This window comes from Phenylobacterium glaciei, assembly GCF_016772415.1.
GTDB classification, from domain to species: domain Bacteria; phylum Pseudomonadota; class Alphaproteobacteria; order Caulobacterales; family Caulobacteraceae; genus Phenylobacterium; species Phenylobacterium glaciei.
Genome location: NZ_JAGSGD010000001.1, coordinates 3388878 through 3403318 on the forward strand (window position 1 = coordinate 3388878; position 14441 = coordinate 3403318).

14 protein-coding genes and 1 pseudogene are annotated in these 14441 nt (G+C 67.3%); 8 read left to right on the top strand and 7 right to left on the bottom strand.

The features are described 5' to 3' along the window. Nucleotides 1–40 precede the first annotated feature (40 nt). Complete coding sequence (locus tag JKL49_RS16675) at nt 41–691, top strand: 2-hydroxychromene-2-carboxylate isomerase (RefSeq protein WP_215341854.1); 651 nt, start codon at nt 41–43, stop codon at nt 689–691. Here the strand turns inward: JKL49_RS16675 and JKL49_RS16680 are convergent. After that, the gene (locus JKL49_RS16680) at nt 688–1248 is read right to left on the bottom strand and encodes an HNH endonuclease (RefSeq protein ID WP_215341856.1); all 561 of its coding nucleotides are present in this window, start codon (nt 1246–1248) and stop codon (nt 688–690) included. The genes JKL49_RS16675 and JKL49_RS16680 overlap by 4 nt on opposite strands. Before the next feature lie 780 nt (nt 1249–2028). Between JKL49_RS16680 and JKL49_RS16685 the strand changes: the two genes are divergently transcribed. From JKL49_RS16685 to JKL49_RS16695, 3 genes are read left to right on the top strand one after another with little or no spacing between them, the layout of a single operon-like run. Then, nucleotides 2029–2658 (top strand): TetR/AcrR family transcriptional regulator, encoded by a 630-nt coding sequence (locus JKL49_RS16685; protein WP_215341858.1) that lies wholly within the window; start codon nt 2029–2031, stop codon nt 2656–2658. Nucleotides 2659–2667: 9 nt separating this feature from the next. Further along, nucleotides 2668–3510, top strand: coding sequence for a tRNA glutamyl-Q(34) synthetase GluQRS (gene gluQRS, locus JKL49_RS16690; protein WP_215341860.1), 843 nt, complete (start codon nt 2668–2670; stop codon nt 3508–3510). Then, a complete protein-coding gene (locus JKL49_RS16695) occupies nt 3507–4391 on the top strand; it encodes a DMT family transporter (RefSeq protein WP_249778104.1) in 885 nt (294 codons plus the stop codon). The genes gluQRS and JKL49_RS16695 overlap by 4 nt, the downstream gene beginning before the upstream one ends. Here the strand turns inward: JKL49_RS16695 and JKL49_RS16700 are convergent. After that, complete coding sequence (locus JKL49_RS16700) at nt 4388–5800, bottom strand: protein adenylyltransferase SelO (RefSeq protein ID WP_215341861.1); 1413 nt, start codon at nt 5798–5800, stop codon at nt 4388–4390. The genes JKL49_RS16695 and JKL49_RS16700 overlap by 4 nt on opposite strands. Nucleotides 5801–5882: 82 nt before the next feature. Between JKL49_RS16700 and nhaA the strand changes: the two genes are divergently transcribed. Further along, nucleotides 5883–7070, top strand: a complete 1188-nt coding sequence (gene nhaA, locus JKL49_RS16705) for a Na+/H+ antiporter NhaA (protein ID WP_215341863.1) — start codon at nt 5883–5885, stop codon at nt 7068–7070. On the opposite strand, the gene bioD is transcribed toward nhaA, so the two are convergent. Then, nucleotides 7056–7715: a dethiobiotin synthase gene (gene bioD, locus JKL49_RS16710; RefSeq protein WP_215341865.1), complete on the bottom strand. Its 660-nt coding sequence runs from the start codon at nt 7713–7715 to the stop codon at nt 7056–7058. The two genes, nhaA and bioD, sit on opposite strands and share 15 nt — an antisense overlap. Further along, entirely contained in the window at nt 7712–8863 is a 1152-nt protein-coding gene (bioF, locus tag JKL49_RS16715) for an 8-amino-7-oxononanoate synthase (protein ID WP_215341867.1), read from the bottom strand. Before bioF ends, bioD begins: the two co-directional genes overlap by 4 nt. 185 nt (nt 8864–9048) lie before the next feature. On the opposite strand from bioF, the gene JKL49_RS16720 reads away from it, so the two are divergent. Together JKL49_RS16720 and JKL49_RS16725 are read left to right on the top strand one after the other, a co-directional pair. Next, nucleotides 9049–10614: a PAS domain-containing hybrid sensor histidine kinase/response regulator gene (locus JKL49_RS16720; RefSeq protein WP_249778105.1), complete on the top strand. Its 1566-nt coding sequence runs from the start codon at nt 9049–9051 to the stop codon at nt 10612–10614. Nucleotides 10615–11024: 410 nt separating this feature from the next. Further along, a pseudogene (locus JKL49_RS16725) lies at nt 11025–11180 on the top strand (OmpA family protein); the annotation flags it as partial. 48 nt (nt 11181–11228) lie between these two features. Here JKL49_RS16725 and JKL49_RS21425 read toward each other — a convergent pair. The 3 genes from JKL49_RS21425 to JKL49_RS16740 form a co-directional block, all read right to left on the bottom strand. Next, nucleotides 11229–11873, bottom strand: a complete 645-nt coding sequence (locus JKL49_RS21425; RefSeq protein WP_215341871.1) for a DUF4276 family protein — start codon at nt 11871–11873, stop codon at nt 11229–11231. Beyond that, nucleotides 11870–13204, bottom strand: coding sequence for an AAA family ATPase (locus JKL49_RS16735; protein ID WP_215341873.1), 1335 nt, complete (start codon nt 13202–13204; stop codon nt 11870–11872). The genes JKL49_RS21425 and JKL49_RS16735 overlap by 4 nt, the downstream gene beginning before the upstream one ends. A 120-nt stretch (nt 13205–13324) precedes the next feature. Then, a complete protein-coding gene (locus tag JKL49_RS16740) occupies nt 13325–13789 on the bottom strand; it encodes a GNAT family N-acetyltransferase (RefSeq protein WP_215341875.1) in 465 nt (154 codons plus the stop codon). Between the two features lie 82 nt (nt 13790–13871). Between JKL49_RS16740 and JKL49_RS16745 the strand changes: the two genes are divergently transcribed. Further along, nucleotides 13872–14405, top strand: a complete 534-nt coding sequence (locus JKL49_RS16745; RefSeq protein ID WP_215341877.1) for a cysteine hydrolase family protein — start codon at nt 13872–13874, stop codon at nt 14403–14405. Nucleotides 14406–14441: the final 36 nt, after the last annotated feature.

Genomic DNA, 14441 nt, shown 5'->3' on the forward strand with positions numbered 1-14441 from the left:
ACTATTTCCCGCAGAAGCGAAACCCGCAGGCGGCAAGACCATGACCCTCACCTACGACCTCTACTGGTCCTTCCGCTCCCCCTACTCCTACATGATCATGCACCGGCTGAGGTTGCTGGAGCGGGACTACGACGTCAGGTGCAATGTGCGGCCGGTCTATCCGCTGGCGGTGCGCACGCCGGAGTTCTTCGACACCCGCGACCCACTGTGGTTCAGCTACTTCATGGCCGATATCCACCGCGAGGCGCAGTTCCTGGGCCTGCCCTTCCGCTGGCCCCGGCCCGACCCGGTCTACATGGACATGGCCACCCGGACCTATCCCAAGGAACAGCCCCACATCCACCGCCTGACCCAGATGGGGGCGCTCGCCGCCGAGCAGGGCAAGGGGCTGGAATTCCTCGACGAGGTCAGCAAGACCATCTGGAGCGGCACGGTGGACAACTGGCATGAGGGCGACCACATCGCCCAGGCGACGGCCCGCGCCGGCCTGGACCCGGCCACCTTCGCCGCCACCGTGGACGGCGAGTCTAGCCGCCTCAATGCGGTGATCGAAGCCTCCCAGGTCGCCCAGCGCGCAGCGGGCCACTACGGCGTGCCGATGATCGCCTTCAACAACGAGCCCTTCTTCGGCCAGGACCGCTTTGACCAGTTCAAGTGGCGGCTGGAGCAGCAGGGCCTGGCGAGGCGCTAAGCCTCCAGCTCAATGTCCCAGTAAAGGTAGTCGAGCCAGCTCTGGTGCAGGTGGTGCGGCGGGAACTTGCGGCCGCGTTCCTGCAGTTCGTGGGCGCTGGGCCGCCGAGCCTTGTGGCGCGGGAACATGTGCGCCTCCTGCGGGGTGCGGCCACCCTTGGTCAGGTTGCAGCGGGCGCAGGCGGTGACGATGTTTTCCCAGGTCGTGCGGCCGCCGCGCGAGCGCGGCACCACGTGGTCGAAGGTCAGGTCCGAGCCGGAGTGGCAGTACTGGCAGGTGAAGGCGTCACGCAGGAACAGGTTGAACCGCGTGAAGGCCGGCGGCCGATCCTGGGTCACGTACTGCTTCAGCGAGACGACGCTGGGCAGCTTCATGGTGAAGGACGGAGAGTGGATCTCCTGGTCGTAGGTGGAGACCACGTCGACCCGGTCGAGGAACACCGCCTTGATCACATCCTGCCAGGGCCAGAGCGACAGCGGATAGTAGCTGAGCGGGCGGAAGTCCGCGTTGAGCACAAGGCAGGGCCAACCGGACGGCGGGTGGGTGAGCACCTTCATCGCCGGCTGTCCCGGTGCGCTACAGCGCCAGATGGGTACGCGTGAAAACTGAAGACGAAGCCCTCACTCTCAACCGCGCTATCGGCGAATTGGTTGGAGCCGTGAGGCCCCAGATTCCCGACGCAGGAGAACTATAGGAGAGATTCTGAGACATCGCCATGACGGCGAAGCGGCCTGCACCCCGCTCGCGACCTCTTGGGTTCAAGCGAGCGGGGAGATGCCGGAGGGCATTAGGCGCCGACGATGGCGGTGGCGCCGGCGAGCGTCAGGCTCAGGGCGACAAAGGCGAAGACGACGGCGGTGTCGAAGAACCGGGCGAAGGCGTGGTCGGTGTGGGTGAACATTGTGGTGGTCCTTGGTCTGCCGGAGCCCCCCGGCCGGGTTGTTCATGTGAACAACGCTAAGATAGCAATCATCTGAACAATGTACAGATACATTTTACAGTGTACGCTATGCGTTTATGCATAGGCTTGAGTATGGGGTTTCGTGCAACAAAAAGGGCCCCCGAAGGGGCCCTTGCGATCAAGGATCGACTTTTGCTTTTAGACGCCGACGACTGCGGTGGCGGCGGCGACGGTGAGGCCCATGACCAGCAGGATGGCGGGGGCGATACGGTCGAAGAAGCGTTCGAACTTTGCGAGAGACATGACACACACCTTGTAAGTTTGAACCCGCGGGGAGGCGGGGCGTTTGTTATTTGAACGATGCTAAGATACCACCCATCTGAACGCCGTCAAGATGATCTTTACGGCGTCCAGATATACTTTTACAGTGAGTGCGATGAGAGAAGCTGAAGCCTCCGAAGCCCGCCCCTATCACCACGGCGATCTGAGCCGCGCCCTGATCGATGCGGCTCGCCGCCTGTTGGAGTCCGAAGGGCCTTCGGCCTTGTCGCTCCGGGCCGTGGCCCGGGAGGCGGGCGTCAGTCCGGCCGCGCCCTACCACCACTTCAAGGACAAGGGCGAACTGCTGGAGGCCGTGGCGACCGAGGGCTGGGACCTGCTCAACGACTCGCTGTCGGCGGCCCGGAAGTCGGCCCATTCGGTGAAGGACAAGCTGACGGCGCTGGGCGTGGCCTATGTGGTCTTCGCCCGGGAGAACCCCAGCCTGTACCGCATCATGTACGACGGCTCGCGCAACAAAGAGGAGCTGCCCTCCCAAGTCCACTTGGAGGACGACAGCGCCTATTGTCAGGTGCGCGACACCCTGGTGGAGGCCGGCGCCGACCCCACCGACGAGATCGCCCTGGAACTGGCCACGACGGCCGCCTGGTGCGCCGCCCACGGCCTGGCCGAGATGGCCTCCTTCAAGCAGTTCGACGTGCTGAAGACCGCGCTCGGCAGCGAGGAAGCCTTCCTGCGCGGCGTCTTCGAGCACATGAAGATTTTCGCCGACGACCACGGGAAGTAGACAAGGGGCGTGACCGCGCCCTTCACCACCCGCTTCGCCCCCTCCCCCACGGGATTGCTCCACCGGGGGCACGCCTTTTCGGCGCTCACCGCCCATGACGCCGCCGGCGCGGCGAACGGCGCCTTCCTGCTGCGCATCGAAGACATCGACGCCACCCGCTGCCGCCCCGAGTTCGAAGCCGCGATCATCGAGGACCTGGCCTGGCTGGGCCTGACCTGGGAACAGCCGGTGCGGCGCCAGTCCGAGCACCTGGCCGAGTACCAGACCGCCCTCGACGGTCTCGCCACGCGCGGCCTGCTTTACCGCTGCTTCCGAACCCGCAAGGAAATCGCCGGGACAATCGCCTCGGCGCCGCATGGGACCATGGACACCTGGCGCGGAGCCCCCCTGCCCGCCGACGAGGAGGCGCAGCGGTTGGCGGCGGGCGAGGCCTTCGCCTGGCGGCTTTGGCTGGACGCCGCCCTGGCCGAGGTAGGGGCCCTCACCTTTGTCGAGGAAGGCTCAGGCCCGAACGGCGAAACCGGTGTCATCGACGTCCGCCCCGAACTCGGCGGTGATGTGGTGCTGGCCCGGCGCGATGTCGGGGTCGCCTATCACCTGGCCGTCACCCTGGACGACGCTCTCCAGGGGGTGACCCACGTGATCCGCGGCCAGGACCTCTTCGAGGCGGCCCACGTCCAGCGACTTCTGCAGGCCTTGCTGGGACTGCCCGCCCCGGTCTATCGCCATCACCGGCTGCTGACGGGTCCGGACGGCAAGCGCTACGCCAAGCGCGACCACGCCCAGACCCTGGCCGAACTGAGGGCCGGCGGCGTCACGCCGGAGCAACTCCGCGCGGAGATGGGACTTTGACCGATACGCCTGAGGATCGCGGCAAGGCCCTGGCCATGCTGCTGCTGGGCGCCTGCGTCATCGGGGTCGGCCCGGTGCTGGTGCGGCTATCGGAGACCGGGCCGGCTGCGGCGGGCTTCTGGCGGCTGGTCTTCGCCCTGCCCCTGCTGGCCCTGATGGGCCAGACCACCGGCGGCCTGGGCAAGCCGCCCGGCGCCGCCGTCCTGGCCGGCGTCGCCTTCGCCCTGGATCTTGGCTTCTGGCACTACGGCATCGCCAACACCTCGGTGGCCAAGGCCACGGTGCTATCGAACCTGACGCCGGTGCTGGTGACCGCCTTCGCCTGGATCTTCCTCAAGCAGCGGCCGCGTCGGCTGTTCCTGCTGGCGGTGGCCTTCGCCGTCGCCGGCGCCTGGACCATGGCGCTTACAAAGGGGGCCGGATCGATAGGGGTGAACCCGCCCCTGGGCGACGCCCTCTCGGCGGCCACAGCCATCTGGTACTCGCTCTATTTTCTGGTGGTCTCCAGCGCCCGGCAGACCATGTCGGCGACGCGGATCATGTTCTGGTCGACCCTGGTGGGCGCGCCGCTGATGCTGGTGGCCGCGCTCGCCCTCGGCGAACAGATCCTCCCCACCGGTCTCGGCGGCTGGGCCGCCTGCGCAGGGCTCGGCCTCATGCACGTCGCCGGACAGGGCTCCATCGCCTGGGCTCTGGGACGGCTGCCGGCCGCCACCGCCTCGGTGGTGGTCCTGGTCCAGCCCGTGGTGGCCGCCCTGCTGGGCTGGCTGTTGTTCAACGAACTGCTGGGAACCTGGCCCGCCGTGGGCGCGGCTGTCGCTCTGGGCGGCGTGGTGCTCGCCCAGTGGGCCAGCCGCCCGATCGCCGCTAAGCTCGCCTAGAGGTCCCAGGCCTTCCGGGCGGTCTCGATCCGCGCCAGCTTGGCGTGGAAATCGGTCCAGTCGTCTTCGGCCGCGATGCGATCCCAGATGGCCTCGATCTCGTCGATCAGCAGCTCTTCCGGCTCGGCCTTGGCGAAGTAGGGATCGAGCAGGCGGCCGGGACGATCCGGCTCGGTCTCGGCCACCCGGCGGCGGAAGTCGGCGAAGGGTTGGCCGCCATAGATGTCGCCCCGCGGACTGGCCATGGCCCGGCCCACATCGCCGCAGAACCAGTCGAAGAAGAAGGGCTCCCAGCGCAGCCGCTCGCCTCCGGCCGCCAGCGCCGTGAAGGCGGCGTTGACCAGCCCTGCGTCCAGGTCCCGGCCCCGGCTCTTCAGCCCAAGGCGCTTGAGCATGGCGGCGGCCAGCCCACCGCGATAGGCGTCGGCGAAACCGTTCAGGGCGTCCACCAACGGCTGCTGCTCGCCCACCATGGACAGACAGCCGCCGAGGTTCTGCAGGTTCCAGAACACCGCCTCCGGCTGGCGGCCGAAGCTGTAGAGGCCCTGGCTGTCGAAATAGGCGGCCACGAAGTTGGGGTCGTTGTGCGGCAGGAACCGGTAGGGGCCGTAGTCGAAGCTCTCCCCGGTGATGTTCATGTTGTCGGTGTTGAGCACGCCATGGACGAAGCCGGCCGCCATCCAGGAGGCCGCCAGGGTCCCGGCCCGCTCCACCACCGCCGTCAGCAGGGCCGAGGTGCGGTCGGGCGCATGGTCCAGCTCGGGGTAGTAGGTCTCGATCACATAGTCGACGAGGCGGACGATCTCGCGCGGCTGCTCCAGGAAGGCCTGGCGCTGGAAGGTGCCGAAGCGGATGTGGCTGTGGGACAGCCGGGTCAGGACCGCTGAGCGGGTGGGGCTGGGCTCGTCGCCGCGCTCCAGGGCCTCGCCGGTCTCGATCAGCGAGAAGGACTTGGAGGTGGGCACGCCCAGCGCCTCGAGCATGGCGGTGGCAAGCACCTCACGCATGCCGCCCTTCAGGGTCAGGCGACCGTCGGCGGTGCGCGACCAGGGCGTGGTCCCAGAACCCTTGGTGCCGAGGTCCAGCAGGCGGTCGGTTCCGACCTCCCTAAGTTGGGCGAAGGTGAAGCCGCGGCCGTCGCCGAGGTCGGGGTTGTAAACCCGGAACTGGTGGCCGTGATAGCGCTGGGCCAGGGGCGGATCGATGTTGCCCGGCAGGGGCTGGAAGCGGCCGAAGTGGGCCACCCACTCGGCGTCGGTCAGAGTGTCGAGGCCCACCGTCGCCGCGGCCCGGTCATTGCGGAACCGCAGCAGGGTCTGGGGGAAATCGGCGGCCGCGACGGGATCGGCGAACTCCGGGCCGAGGTCGGGCAGGCGGGGATCGGGGCGGTAGGCGGACGAGACGGGCATGGCCGCCAGATGGCGCTGAAAACCCGCCACGGCAAGCGCGGTTGTGATGCACGGGGGCGCAAAGCCATGCTACCGCTCGGTCATGGCGCGACGCATCACCCTCGACTTCCTCAAGACCGAAGCCGCCTCGGGCATGATCCTGGCGGGCGCGGCCCTGGCGGCCATCCTCCTGGCCAACTCCCCGTGGTCACAGCACTATTTCGGCTTCATCGCCCACAAGCTGACCATCCAGGTGGGGGCCTTCGACGAGACGCACTCGGTTCTGGACTGGGTGAAGGAAGGCCTGATGGCCATCTTCTTCTTCGTCGTCGGGATGGAGATCAAGTACGAGATCCTGCGCGGCGAACTGTCCAACCCGCGCCGCCTGGCCCTGCCCGTGCTGGCGGCGATCGGCGGCATGGCGGTCCCGGCCGGGGTCTATCTGGCGTTCAATCTGGGGGCCGGAGGATCGCCCCAGGGCTGGCCCACGGCGACGGCCACCGACATCGCCTTCGCCCTGGCGGCCCTGGCCATCGTGGGCAAGAAGCTGCCGCCCTCGCTGCGGATCTTCCTGCTGACCCTGGCCATCGCCGACGACCTGGGCGCGGTGGCTCTGATCGCCATCCTGTTCACCGCCAAGGTCAACCTGCTGGCGCTCGGCGGCGCGCTGTCGACGCTCGCCCTGATGTTCCTGCTGGGACGCTGGAAGACCGCGCCCTACTTCTTCTACGCCTGCTGCTTCGTGCTGATCTGGGCCTTTACCCTGAAGAGCGGGATCAACACCTCGCTGGCCGGCGTCGCCGCCGCCATGACCGTGCCCGTCGAGCCGCGCAGGCCCGGCCAGACCGGGGTGCTGCACTACTTCATGGAGAGCCTGCACGGCTATGTGGCCTTCCTGATCCTGCCCCTGTTCGCTTTCGTGGCGGCGGGGTTCAGCCTCAGCGGCCTGTCGCTGCGGGAGCTGTTCAGCCCCGTCGCCCTGGGGGTCGGGCTGGGCCTGTTCCTCGGCAAGCAGGTGGGGGTGTTCGGGGCCGCGGCCCTGGCTATCGGGCTGAAGCTCGCCCGCCGGCCGACCGGGGCCAAGTGGATCGAGCTCTATGGGGTGGCGCTGCTGTGCGGGGTGGGCTTCACCATGAGCCTGTTCATCGGGGCCCTGGCCTTCAGCCCCGCCGACGTCGCCGCCCAGACCGAGGTGCGGATCGGGGTGATCGTGGGCTCGCTGCTGTCGACCCTGGTGGGGATGGCGGTGCTGGGCTGGTCCCAGGCGCGGCGCAATCTAGACCAGGGCTGAGGCCCAGGTCTCGTCGTGGCGAGGGGCGGCCAGGACCGGGACATCGCCGGCGAACTGGGCCACGGCGGCCACGGTCTGGGGGAAGTCCGGGGCGTCCGGATCGGCGCTCTGGCTGACCACGATCCCAAGCACCGCAAGGCCGCGCGCCCGCAGCACCTCCAGGGCCGTGAGCGTATGGCTGACCCCGCCGAGGTAGGAGCCGCCCACCAGGATGGTGGGCAGACCGAGCGCCAGCTGCAGGTCCAGGCCGGTGGCGTCTTCGGCCAGGGGGCTCATCACCCCGCCCGCGCCTTCCACCAGCAGCAGGTCGGCGGTCTGGGCGGCCAGCACCGGACGGCAGACGGCCAGCAGGTCGGCCAGGGTCAGGGTTCGCCCCTCCAGCCGGGCGGCCATGGGCGGCGACAGGGCGGCTTCGAAGCGGAGGGGGGACATGGCCTCCAGGGCGCCCGCCGTCAGGTCCCGCCCGAGGGCCGCCAGCAGCCGTCCGGGATCACTGGTGACGGCCACGGATGGAAGATAACCGGTTACGACGGGCTTGAGGGCCGCCACAGACCAACCCTTGGCGCGCGCGGCCTTCAGGATGGCGCAGGCGGCCCAGGTTTTTCCCACATCCGTATGGGATCCGGCGATGAAGACGGTCCTCATGCGGCCAGGCCGACGATGGCCGACATTAGACCCTCAATGTCCCGCGACGTGTGGCCCGCGGTGAAGGCCAGGCGCAGGCGGGCGGTCCCGGGCGGCACGGTGGGCGGACGGATGGCGACGGCCAGGAAGCCTTGCGCTTCAAGGGCTTGGGCGGCGGCGAGCGCGCGGTCGGCCTCGCCCATCAGGATGGGGACCACCGCCGAGGTGGCGTCCGGAAGATTGAGCCCGCGGGTGAAGCGCCGCGCGTTGGCCAGCGGCGCGGCCACCAGGTCCGGGTCGGCGGCGATCACGTCGAGGGCGGCGAGCGCGGCGGCGGCGTTCGCGGGGGGCAGGCCGGTCGTATAGACGAAGGTCCGGGCGCGGGTCTTGATCAGGTCGATGACGGCCTGGCTGGCGCAGACATAGGCGCCGTAGCCCCCCAGCGCCTTGGAGAAGGTGCCCATGGAGAGGTCAATGTGGGCGGTGGGGTAGACAGAGCCCGACCCCGCGCCACCCACGCCCACCACGCCCAGGCCGTGGGCGTCGTCCACCAGCAGCCAGGCCTCGTGCGCGCGGGCCAGATCGCTGATCTGGTCCAGTGGCGCCAGGTCCCCGTCCATGGAGAAGACCCCGTCGGTGGCGATCAGGCAGCGGGCGGCGACCCCGCGATGGGCGGCGAGCTTGGCGGCCAGATCGGCCATGTCGTTGTGGCGAAAGGCCAGCACCGTGGCCCCCGACAGCTGGGCGCCCGACCAGATGCAGGCGTGGGCCAGCTCGTCGGCGAGGATCAGGTCGCCTGGCCCCATGACGGTGGGGATGATCCCGGTATTGGCGAGATAGCCGGAGCCGAAGACACAGGCGGCGGCCTTGCCCTTCAGCGCCGCCAGCCGCGCCTCCAGCTCGCGAAAGAGCGGGTTGTCACCGGTCACCAGCCGCGAGGCGCCGGCGCCCACGCCATAGCGCTCGACGGCGGCGATGGCCGCGGCCTTCACCGCGCGATCGTGCGACAGGTTCAGGTAGTCGTTGCAGGAGAAGGACAGCAGCCGCCGCCCGTTCCGCTCGACCCAGATCCCGTCGATCCGGTCGGTGGGGACCAGCCGCCGCCGCAGACTGCGGCTCTCCAGCTGATCGAGCTTCTCGGCGGCGAAGGCGGTGAGGCTGTCGGTCATGGGGCGGCGATATGCACCCGGTTGCGGAGCCGGGGAAGGGCGTACGCAACGTCACTCCGCTCATCCCGGCGACCCGACCTTGTTCGCAAGATAGTGACACTCTTGACGTCGAAATTTACTCGCGGTTGACGGCGACGACCCATATTGGGTCACGGCTCAGTATGCCGTCCGGAGTCGCCTCGCCCATGTCATCCGCCCCCAGGCTGGACGATGATCTTTCGACCTTCTTTGATGTGTCGCTGGACATGCTCTGCATCCGCGACAAGGCCGGTTGCTTCGTGCGGGTCAGCCCCTCCTGGACCACGGTCCTGGGCTGGAGCGCCGAGGAGCTGATCGGCAAGCCCCTGCTGCCGTTGATCCATCCCGACGACGTCCCGGCCACCGCCGACCTGATGCAGGCCATCAACAACGACGGTTCGATCGTCGGCTTCGTCAACCGCTACCGTCACCGCGACGGCCGCTATCGGCAACTGGAGTGGCGCGCCCGTCTGGCCGGCGACCAGGTGTTCGCCGTGGCCCGAGACGTCACCGACCGGCTGGCCGCCGAAGCTGAGATGAAGGCCGCCCATGCCGCCGCCGAGGCCGCCAACCAGGCCAAGACCGACTTCCTGGCCAATATGAGCCACGAGATCCGCACACCGCTGAACGGGGTGATCGGGGTGGTGGCGGCGCTCGCCCAGACCGATCTCTCCGCCGACCAGCGCGAGATGGTGGGACTGATCGAGACGTCAGGTCTGACGTTGGAGCGGCTGGTCTCCGACATCCTCGATTTGTCGAAGATCGAGGCCGGCGGGATGGAGATCGAGACCGCCCCCTTCGACCTGGAGGGCGCCCTGGAAGGCGTGCTGCAGATCAACCGGCTGAAGGCGCAGGACAAGGGCCTGGCCTTCGAGGCCGACTTTGACGAGGCCGCGCGGGGCGAGTTCCTGGGGGACGCGGTGCGGCTGAGGCAGGTGGTGGGCAACCTGCTCTCCAACGCCGTGAAGTTCACCGACCAGGGCGGGGTGCGCCTGCGGGTTGGGGTCAGCGAGGGCGGCGATGCGGTCGCCCGCGTCACCGTGGAGGTGCGCGACACCGGGGTGGGGTTCGACGCGGAAGCCGGCGCGGTCCTGTTCCAGCGGTTCAGCCAGGCCGACAACACCATCACCCGGCGGTTCGGGGGTACGGGCCTGGGCCTGTCCATCTGCAAGGCCATCGTCGAGATGATGGGGGGCGAGATCGAGGCCAGCTCCGAGCCGGGGCGCGGCAGCCTGTTCCGCGCGACGTTCCCCCTGCCCCGGGTCCGCAGCCTGGCCGATCATGACGCCCGGCCGGCCAACGACGCCGAGGCGCCCGAGCCGCTGGCCCGGGTCGACGCCCTGCGGGTGCTGCTGGCCGAGGACCACCCCATCAACCAGAAGGTCGTGCAGCTGATCCTGGCGCCCCTGGGGGCGCAGATCGTGATCGCCGAGGATGGGGCCCAGGCGCTGGCGGCGTTCCGGGTGGGGGTCTTCGACCTGGTGCTGATGGACATGCAGATGCCGGTGATGGACGGCCTGACCGCCACCATGGCGATCCGCGACGAGGAGCACCGGCGCGGGGGCGGGCGCACCCCGATCATCATGCTGAGCGCCAACGCCATGACCCAGCACCGCCGCGACGCCATGGCCGCCGGCGCCGACCACCACATCGCCAAACCCATCACCGCCCACCTGCTGATGGACGGCATCGAGGCGGTGTTCGAACGAGTGGGGGCCGAGGCGGTGGGGTAATAACCACCGCTCATCGCTCCCCGCTCATCCCGGCGAAGGCCGGGACCCAGATTCATCCCGGGTGCTCAGGCCTGATCCAGGTTCGTGTTGTTCGTGAGGTTCGTGGTCAATCTCATGAGCCTCCGCGGCGTCGCGGCTGGAAGAGTTGGAACCACGAACCTCACGAACGACACGAACGGGATCCTGATCAGAAGCTCATGTTGAATCTGGGTCCCGGCCTTCGCCGGGATGAGCGGATTAGGGGTGGGATGAGCGGAATGCGGGATTCCGGCCCGGTCCGACCGATGCGCGGCCAGGAGGTCGGTCCAGCGCCAGGCGCCTGTGCCAAGCGCCAACCGCCCTGCCCCGGCGCCGTCGCCCGGGGATGACGGTTGGGGGTGGTGGATGTGGGTCGCTACCGATGCGCGGCGCGGGCCGAGGCGGTGCGGCGCTATCTGAGCCAGCAGGGCGTGGCCCTGAACCGCATGGCCACCATCAGCGACGGGGAAGAGACCCCGGTGGCCGACAACACCACCGCCGAGGGCCGGGCCCAGAACTGGCGCGTGGCCATCGTGGTCCTGAGCTAGCGGGCGAGCGCGCGGCGGCCGGGGTGCGGGCCGTCGTGTGGGGAGAGCTTAAAGGCAGCCCAAGTCATTCAGCGCTACCCGAACGCGCTCCTCGAAGGCTCGGAACGACGCCGATCTACGAAGCTCAGCGAAACTTTGACGCTGAGCAATAGCGGGAAAGATTTGAGCAAGATCGATAGGTCGACGTCGACCACGAACCTGCGCAACCGCTTGTTGTAGTGTCGCCTTTGGATCTGGAAGCCGCTCGGCAGCTGCAGGGCTTGCTGGTAAGCCAATCGACGCGGCGGTCCCTGTGTAGCCCAATGTGGCGGTAATTGCGGCAGGGTCCGCGAGAATCCAGGCTTCAGTCTCATGTCGCGGCGCGATGACTATGCACCGATCGGTCGGCCACTCGCAGAGTCGCCGCATCTCCTCACAATACGCGGTTGATCGTTGCTCAATGCCTCTCTCGAGGGCGCGCCCCCCGGTGTCGGCATGAATGAAGACCAGGAAGAATGAGTCAGAGGTAGCGCATGCTTCCTTTGCAACGTCCTCGGGCCCAGCCCGCTTGAAGCGAATTGCAGGAAGCTGTGGAATGCTTGGCAGCTTCGTGCCCGCAACTACCAGATCCTCCATCAACCGAGGGATCAGGACGTTGTAGTATGCAGCGTCTGTGTCACCCTCATATAGGACCGCCCAAGCTACGTAGGTCATGCGGCGTCGGTGGGCTTCTGCAGCAGGCGCTCCACTTCCGTGCGAGTGAGATAATGTTCCGGATCGAATAGGTCACTCTGTGAAGCGACCCCCGTCCGCATTCGAGTGCGGTTACTCTTCGCGCGGGTCTCGGCGTCGATTGTCATCACGCTGTCAGCAGCGACAATTTCCTCATCCTTGAGGGCTGCCATTACCTTCGGCGAGTGGGTATTTAGTAGAATCTGAAACGGTCGGTCGTCCCCTTCGGCGTGAACTTGGGCTGCGTTCCGCAGGAACTCGACCAGCATCGGTACGCGACCCTCGTGAACCCCATTTTCAGGTTCTTCGAAGCAGAGCGTACCTCTACGACGTGGGTCATCGAGAACAGTCAGCAGCGCGAGTAGCCTGAGCGTCCCGTCAGAAATGACGCGCGAACTAAAATTAAGGGAATCCGCAAAACCTAAGCTGAATGAGAATTGACGCTGGCCGACGTCATTGCTTACCTCAAGGCGGCAAACAGACGGGATCAGCGACGAGAGATCAGCGGCAATGTCAGAGAGGACGCCCTCTGGCCTCATGTCCGTCGCCGTCTCGCTCTTTAGGTGCGCGAGCACAGCCGCCAAGTTTGATGCATCTGGCTTCAGAATGCGGTCCTCGAAACGGTCGTTAGTGCTGCGAGCCGCTTTTGGATTGATTTCTAGGAACCTGAGATCGGCGAGTGCCTCCCTCAACGCATAAAGATGGGGAAATTCTGCAGTAGTTACAGTCGAAAGCGCCGTTCTGGAAGCCTCAGTTAAGGATAGACTAATTGGTCGACCATGTTTCTGGCGGCCATCCTGCCTAATTTCTATGGCATCGTGGCTATCATTCACTCGAATGAACGGACTAATCCGAGCGTTGTAGTTTATCTTCTGACTCTTCAGATAGGTCGCGCGATCATCACGACGAGCAATAGGAAAACAACGCTCGTCTCGCACGTACACACTTCTCGGCGACCCATCAGAGTCTCGCTTCAGCTCGAGCTTCAGTTCGTATCTGAGCCTTTGAGCCGGAATTTCGTACGTCCGCCCGAAGGCATCTGTACCCCGACGCTCAAGCAACACTTCGACTGCGAAAGACATGCAATCGGCGCTCTTAGTTGCAGTCTGTCGGAATAATTCCTCGGGTAGCCCCCTCAAGTCCTGCATGGCAGTCCTGATATCAACTTGCGCGAGGAGGGATAAAAATCTCAACGCATCGAACAGGTTGGACTTTCCGCTGGCATTTGGCCCGACAATGGCGGTGAAGGGCTGAAGATCCAGCGAGAAATGTTCGAACGTTTTGAAACCGTCGATCTCAATTCGCGTCAGCATAATAGATTGCTAGTTGCTGACGGGCGGCATGACAACGCTTACGGCGTAGGTCACCGAATTGCTGGTAAAATTTCTCCGAGAGGATATCGCACCAACCCGGTTCCCCCAGTGTCAACGCCCCTACAGCCCCTTCTCCATGAACACGTTCGTCTCGTGCTCGCGGTGCTGCGCGAAGGCCGCCCTCCGAACATAGCCGTTGCGTTCGTAGACCCGCAGCGCGGCGGGCTGCCGGGGGCCGCAGCGGAGCAGGAGGGTTTGTGCGCCCTTGGTGCGGGCGGCGGCTTCCAGGGCGGCCAGGATCTGGTCGGCGAGGCCCGCGCCGCGGTGGGCGGGGCGGACGTACATGCGGACGATCTCGAGGGCTTGCGGACCCTCCATGGGGGCCAGGCCGCCGCAGGCCGCGGGCTGGCCGTCGATGCGGGCCACCAGGAAGGCGCCGAAGGCCGCCAGGCTGTCGAGGGTCCAGGGGGCGGGCGCGTCGTCTTCGTCCTCGGGGTAGAGGTCTTCCAGGTCGATGACGAGTTCGGCGATCATGGCGGCGACGGCCGGGTCGCGGGGGTCTTCAAGGGCGAGGGTCGTCGTCATGGCATGAGGGTGCATGCCGTCGGGCGTGGAGTCACGCGACGGCCGCGCTTGATCGGGGGGCGGCGCGCGATATGGTTTTGGCATGACCCAAGCCCCCGTCCTCGTCATCGACCTGCAGACCGGCATGTTCGACGGCGTCCATGAGCCGCCGATCCATGACGCCGAGACCCTGGTGGCCCGCACGCGGGCGGTGACGGCGTGGGCGCGGGCCCAGGGCCATCCGGTGGCCTTTGTCCGGCACGACGGTCCGGGCGGTGATCCGCTGGCCCGCGGGCAGCCGGGCTGGCCGGTGTGGCCGGCCCTGGGGCAGGCGGCCGATGAGCCGACCTTCGACAAGAGCGTCGGCGACGCCTTCAGCAACCCGGCGCTCGGCGCCTGGATCGCCGGGCTGGGCGCCGATGAGGTGGTGCTGCTGGGCGCCCAGACCGATCACTGTGTGGCCGCGACGTGCAAGGGCGCGCTGGCGGCGGGGCTGAAGGTGACGGTGGTGGCCGACGCGCACGGCACCTGGGACTATGGCGGCGAGACCGCGCCGCAGATCATCGCGCGGCACAACGCGGCGTTCGCCCAGGCCGGGGCGCGGGTGGTGACCACGGCGGACCTGACGGGGGGCTGACCCCCTCCCCCGCTCACCCCGGCGCAGGCCGGGATC

Bases quoted from the DNA above. Each gene is read 5' to 3' on its own strand.
- JKL49_RS16675 (WP_215341854.1), top strand. From the start codon at position 41: ATGACCCTCACCTACGACCTCTACTGGTCCTTCCGCTCCCCCTACTCC.
- JKL49_RS16680 (WP_215341856.1), bottom strand. From the start codon at position 1,248: ATGAAGGTGCTCACCCACCCGCCGTCCGGTTGGCCCTGCCTTGTGCTC.
- JKL49_RS16685 (WP_215341858.1), top strand. From the start codon at position 2,029: ATGAGAGAAGCTGAAGCCTCCGAAGCCCGCCCCTATCACCACGGCGAT.
- JKL49_RS16700 (WP_215341861.1), bottom strand. From the start codon at position 5,800: ATGCCCGTCTCGTCCGCCTACCGCCCCGATCCCCGCCTGCCCGACCTC.
- nhaA (WP_215341863.1), top strand. From the start codon at position 5,883: ATGGCGCGACGCATCACCCTCGACTTCCTCAAGACCGAAGCCGCCTCG.
- bioD (WP_215341865.1), bottom strand. From the start codon at position 7,715: ATGAGGACCGTCTTCATCGCCGGATCCCATACGGATGTGGGAAAAACC.
- bioF (WP_215341867.1), bottom strand. From the start codon at position 8,863: ATGACCGACAGCCTCACCGCCTTCGCCGCCGAGAAGCTCGATCAGCTG.
- JKL49_RS16720 (WP_249778105.1), top strand. From the start codon at position 9,049: ATGTCATCCGCCCCCAGGCTGGACGATGATCTTTCGACCTTCTTTGAT.
- JKL49_RS21425 (WP_215341871.1), bottom strand. From the start codon at position 11,873: ATGACCTACGTAGCTTGGGCGGTCCTATATGAGGGTGACACAGACGCT.
- JKL49_RS16735 (WP_215341873.1), bottom strand. From the start codon at position 13,204: ATGCTGACGCGAATTGAGATCGACGGTTTCAAAACGTTCGAACATTTC.
- JKL49_RS16740 (WP_215341875.1), bottom strand. From the start codon at position 13,789: ATGACGACGACCCTCGCCCTTGAAGACCCCCGCGACCCGGCCGTCGCC.
- JKL49_RS16745 (WP_215341877.1), top strand. From the start codon at position 13,872: ATGACCCAAGCCCCCGTCCTCGTCATCGACCTGCAGACCGGCATGTTC.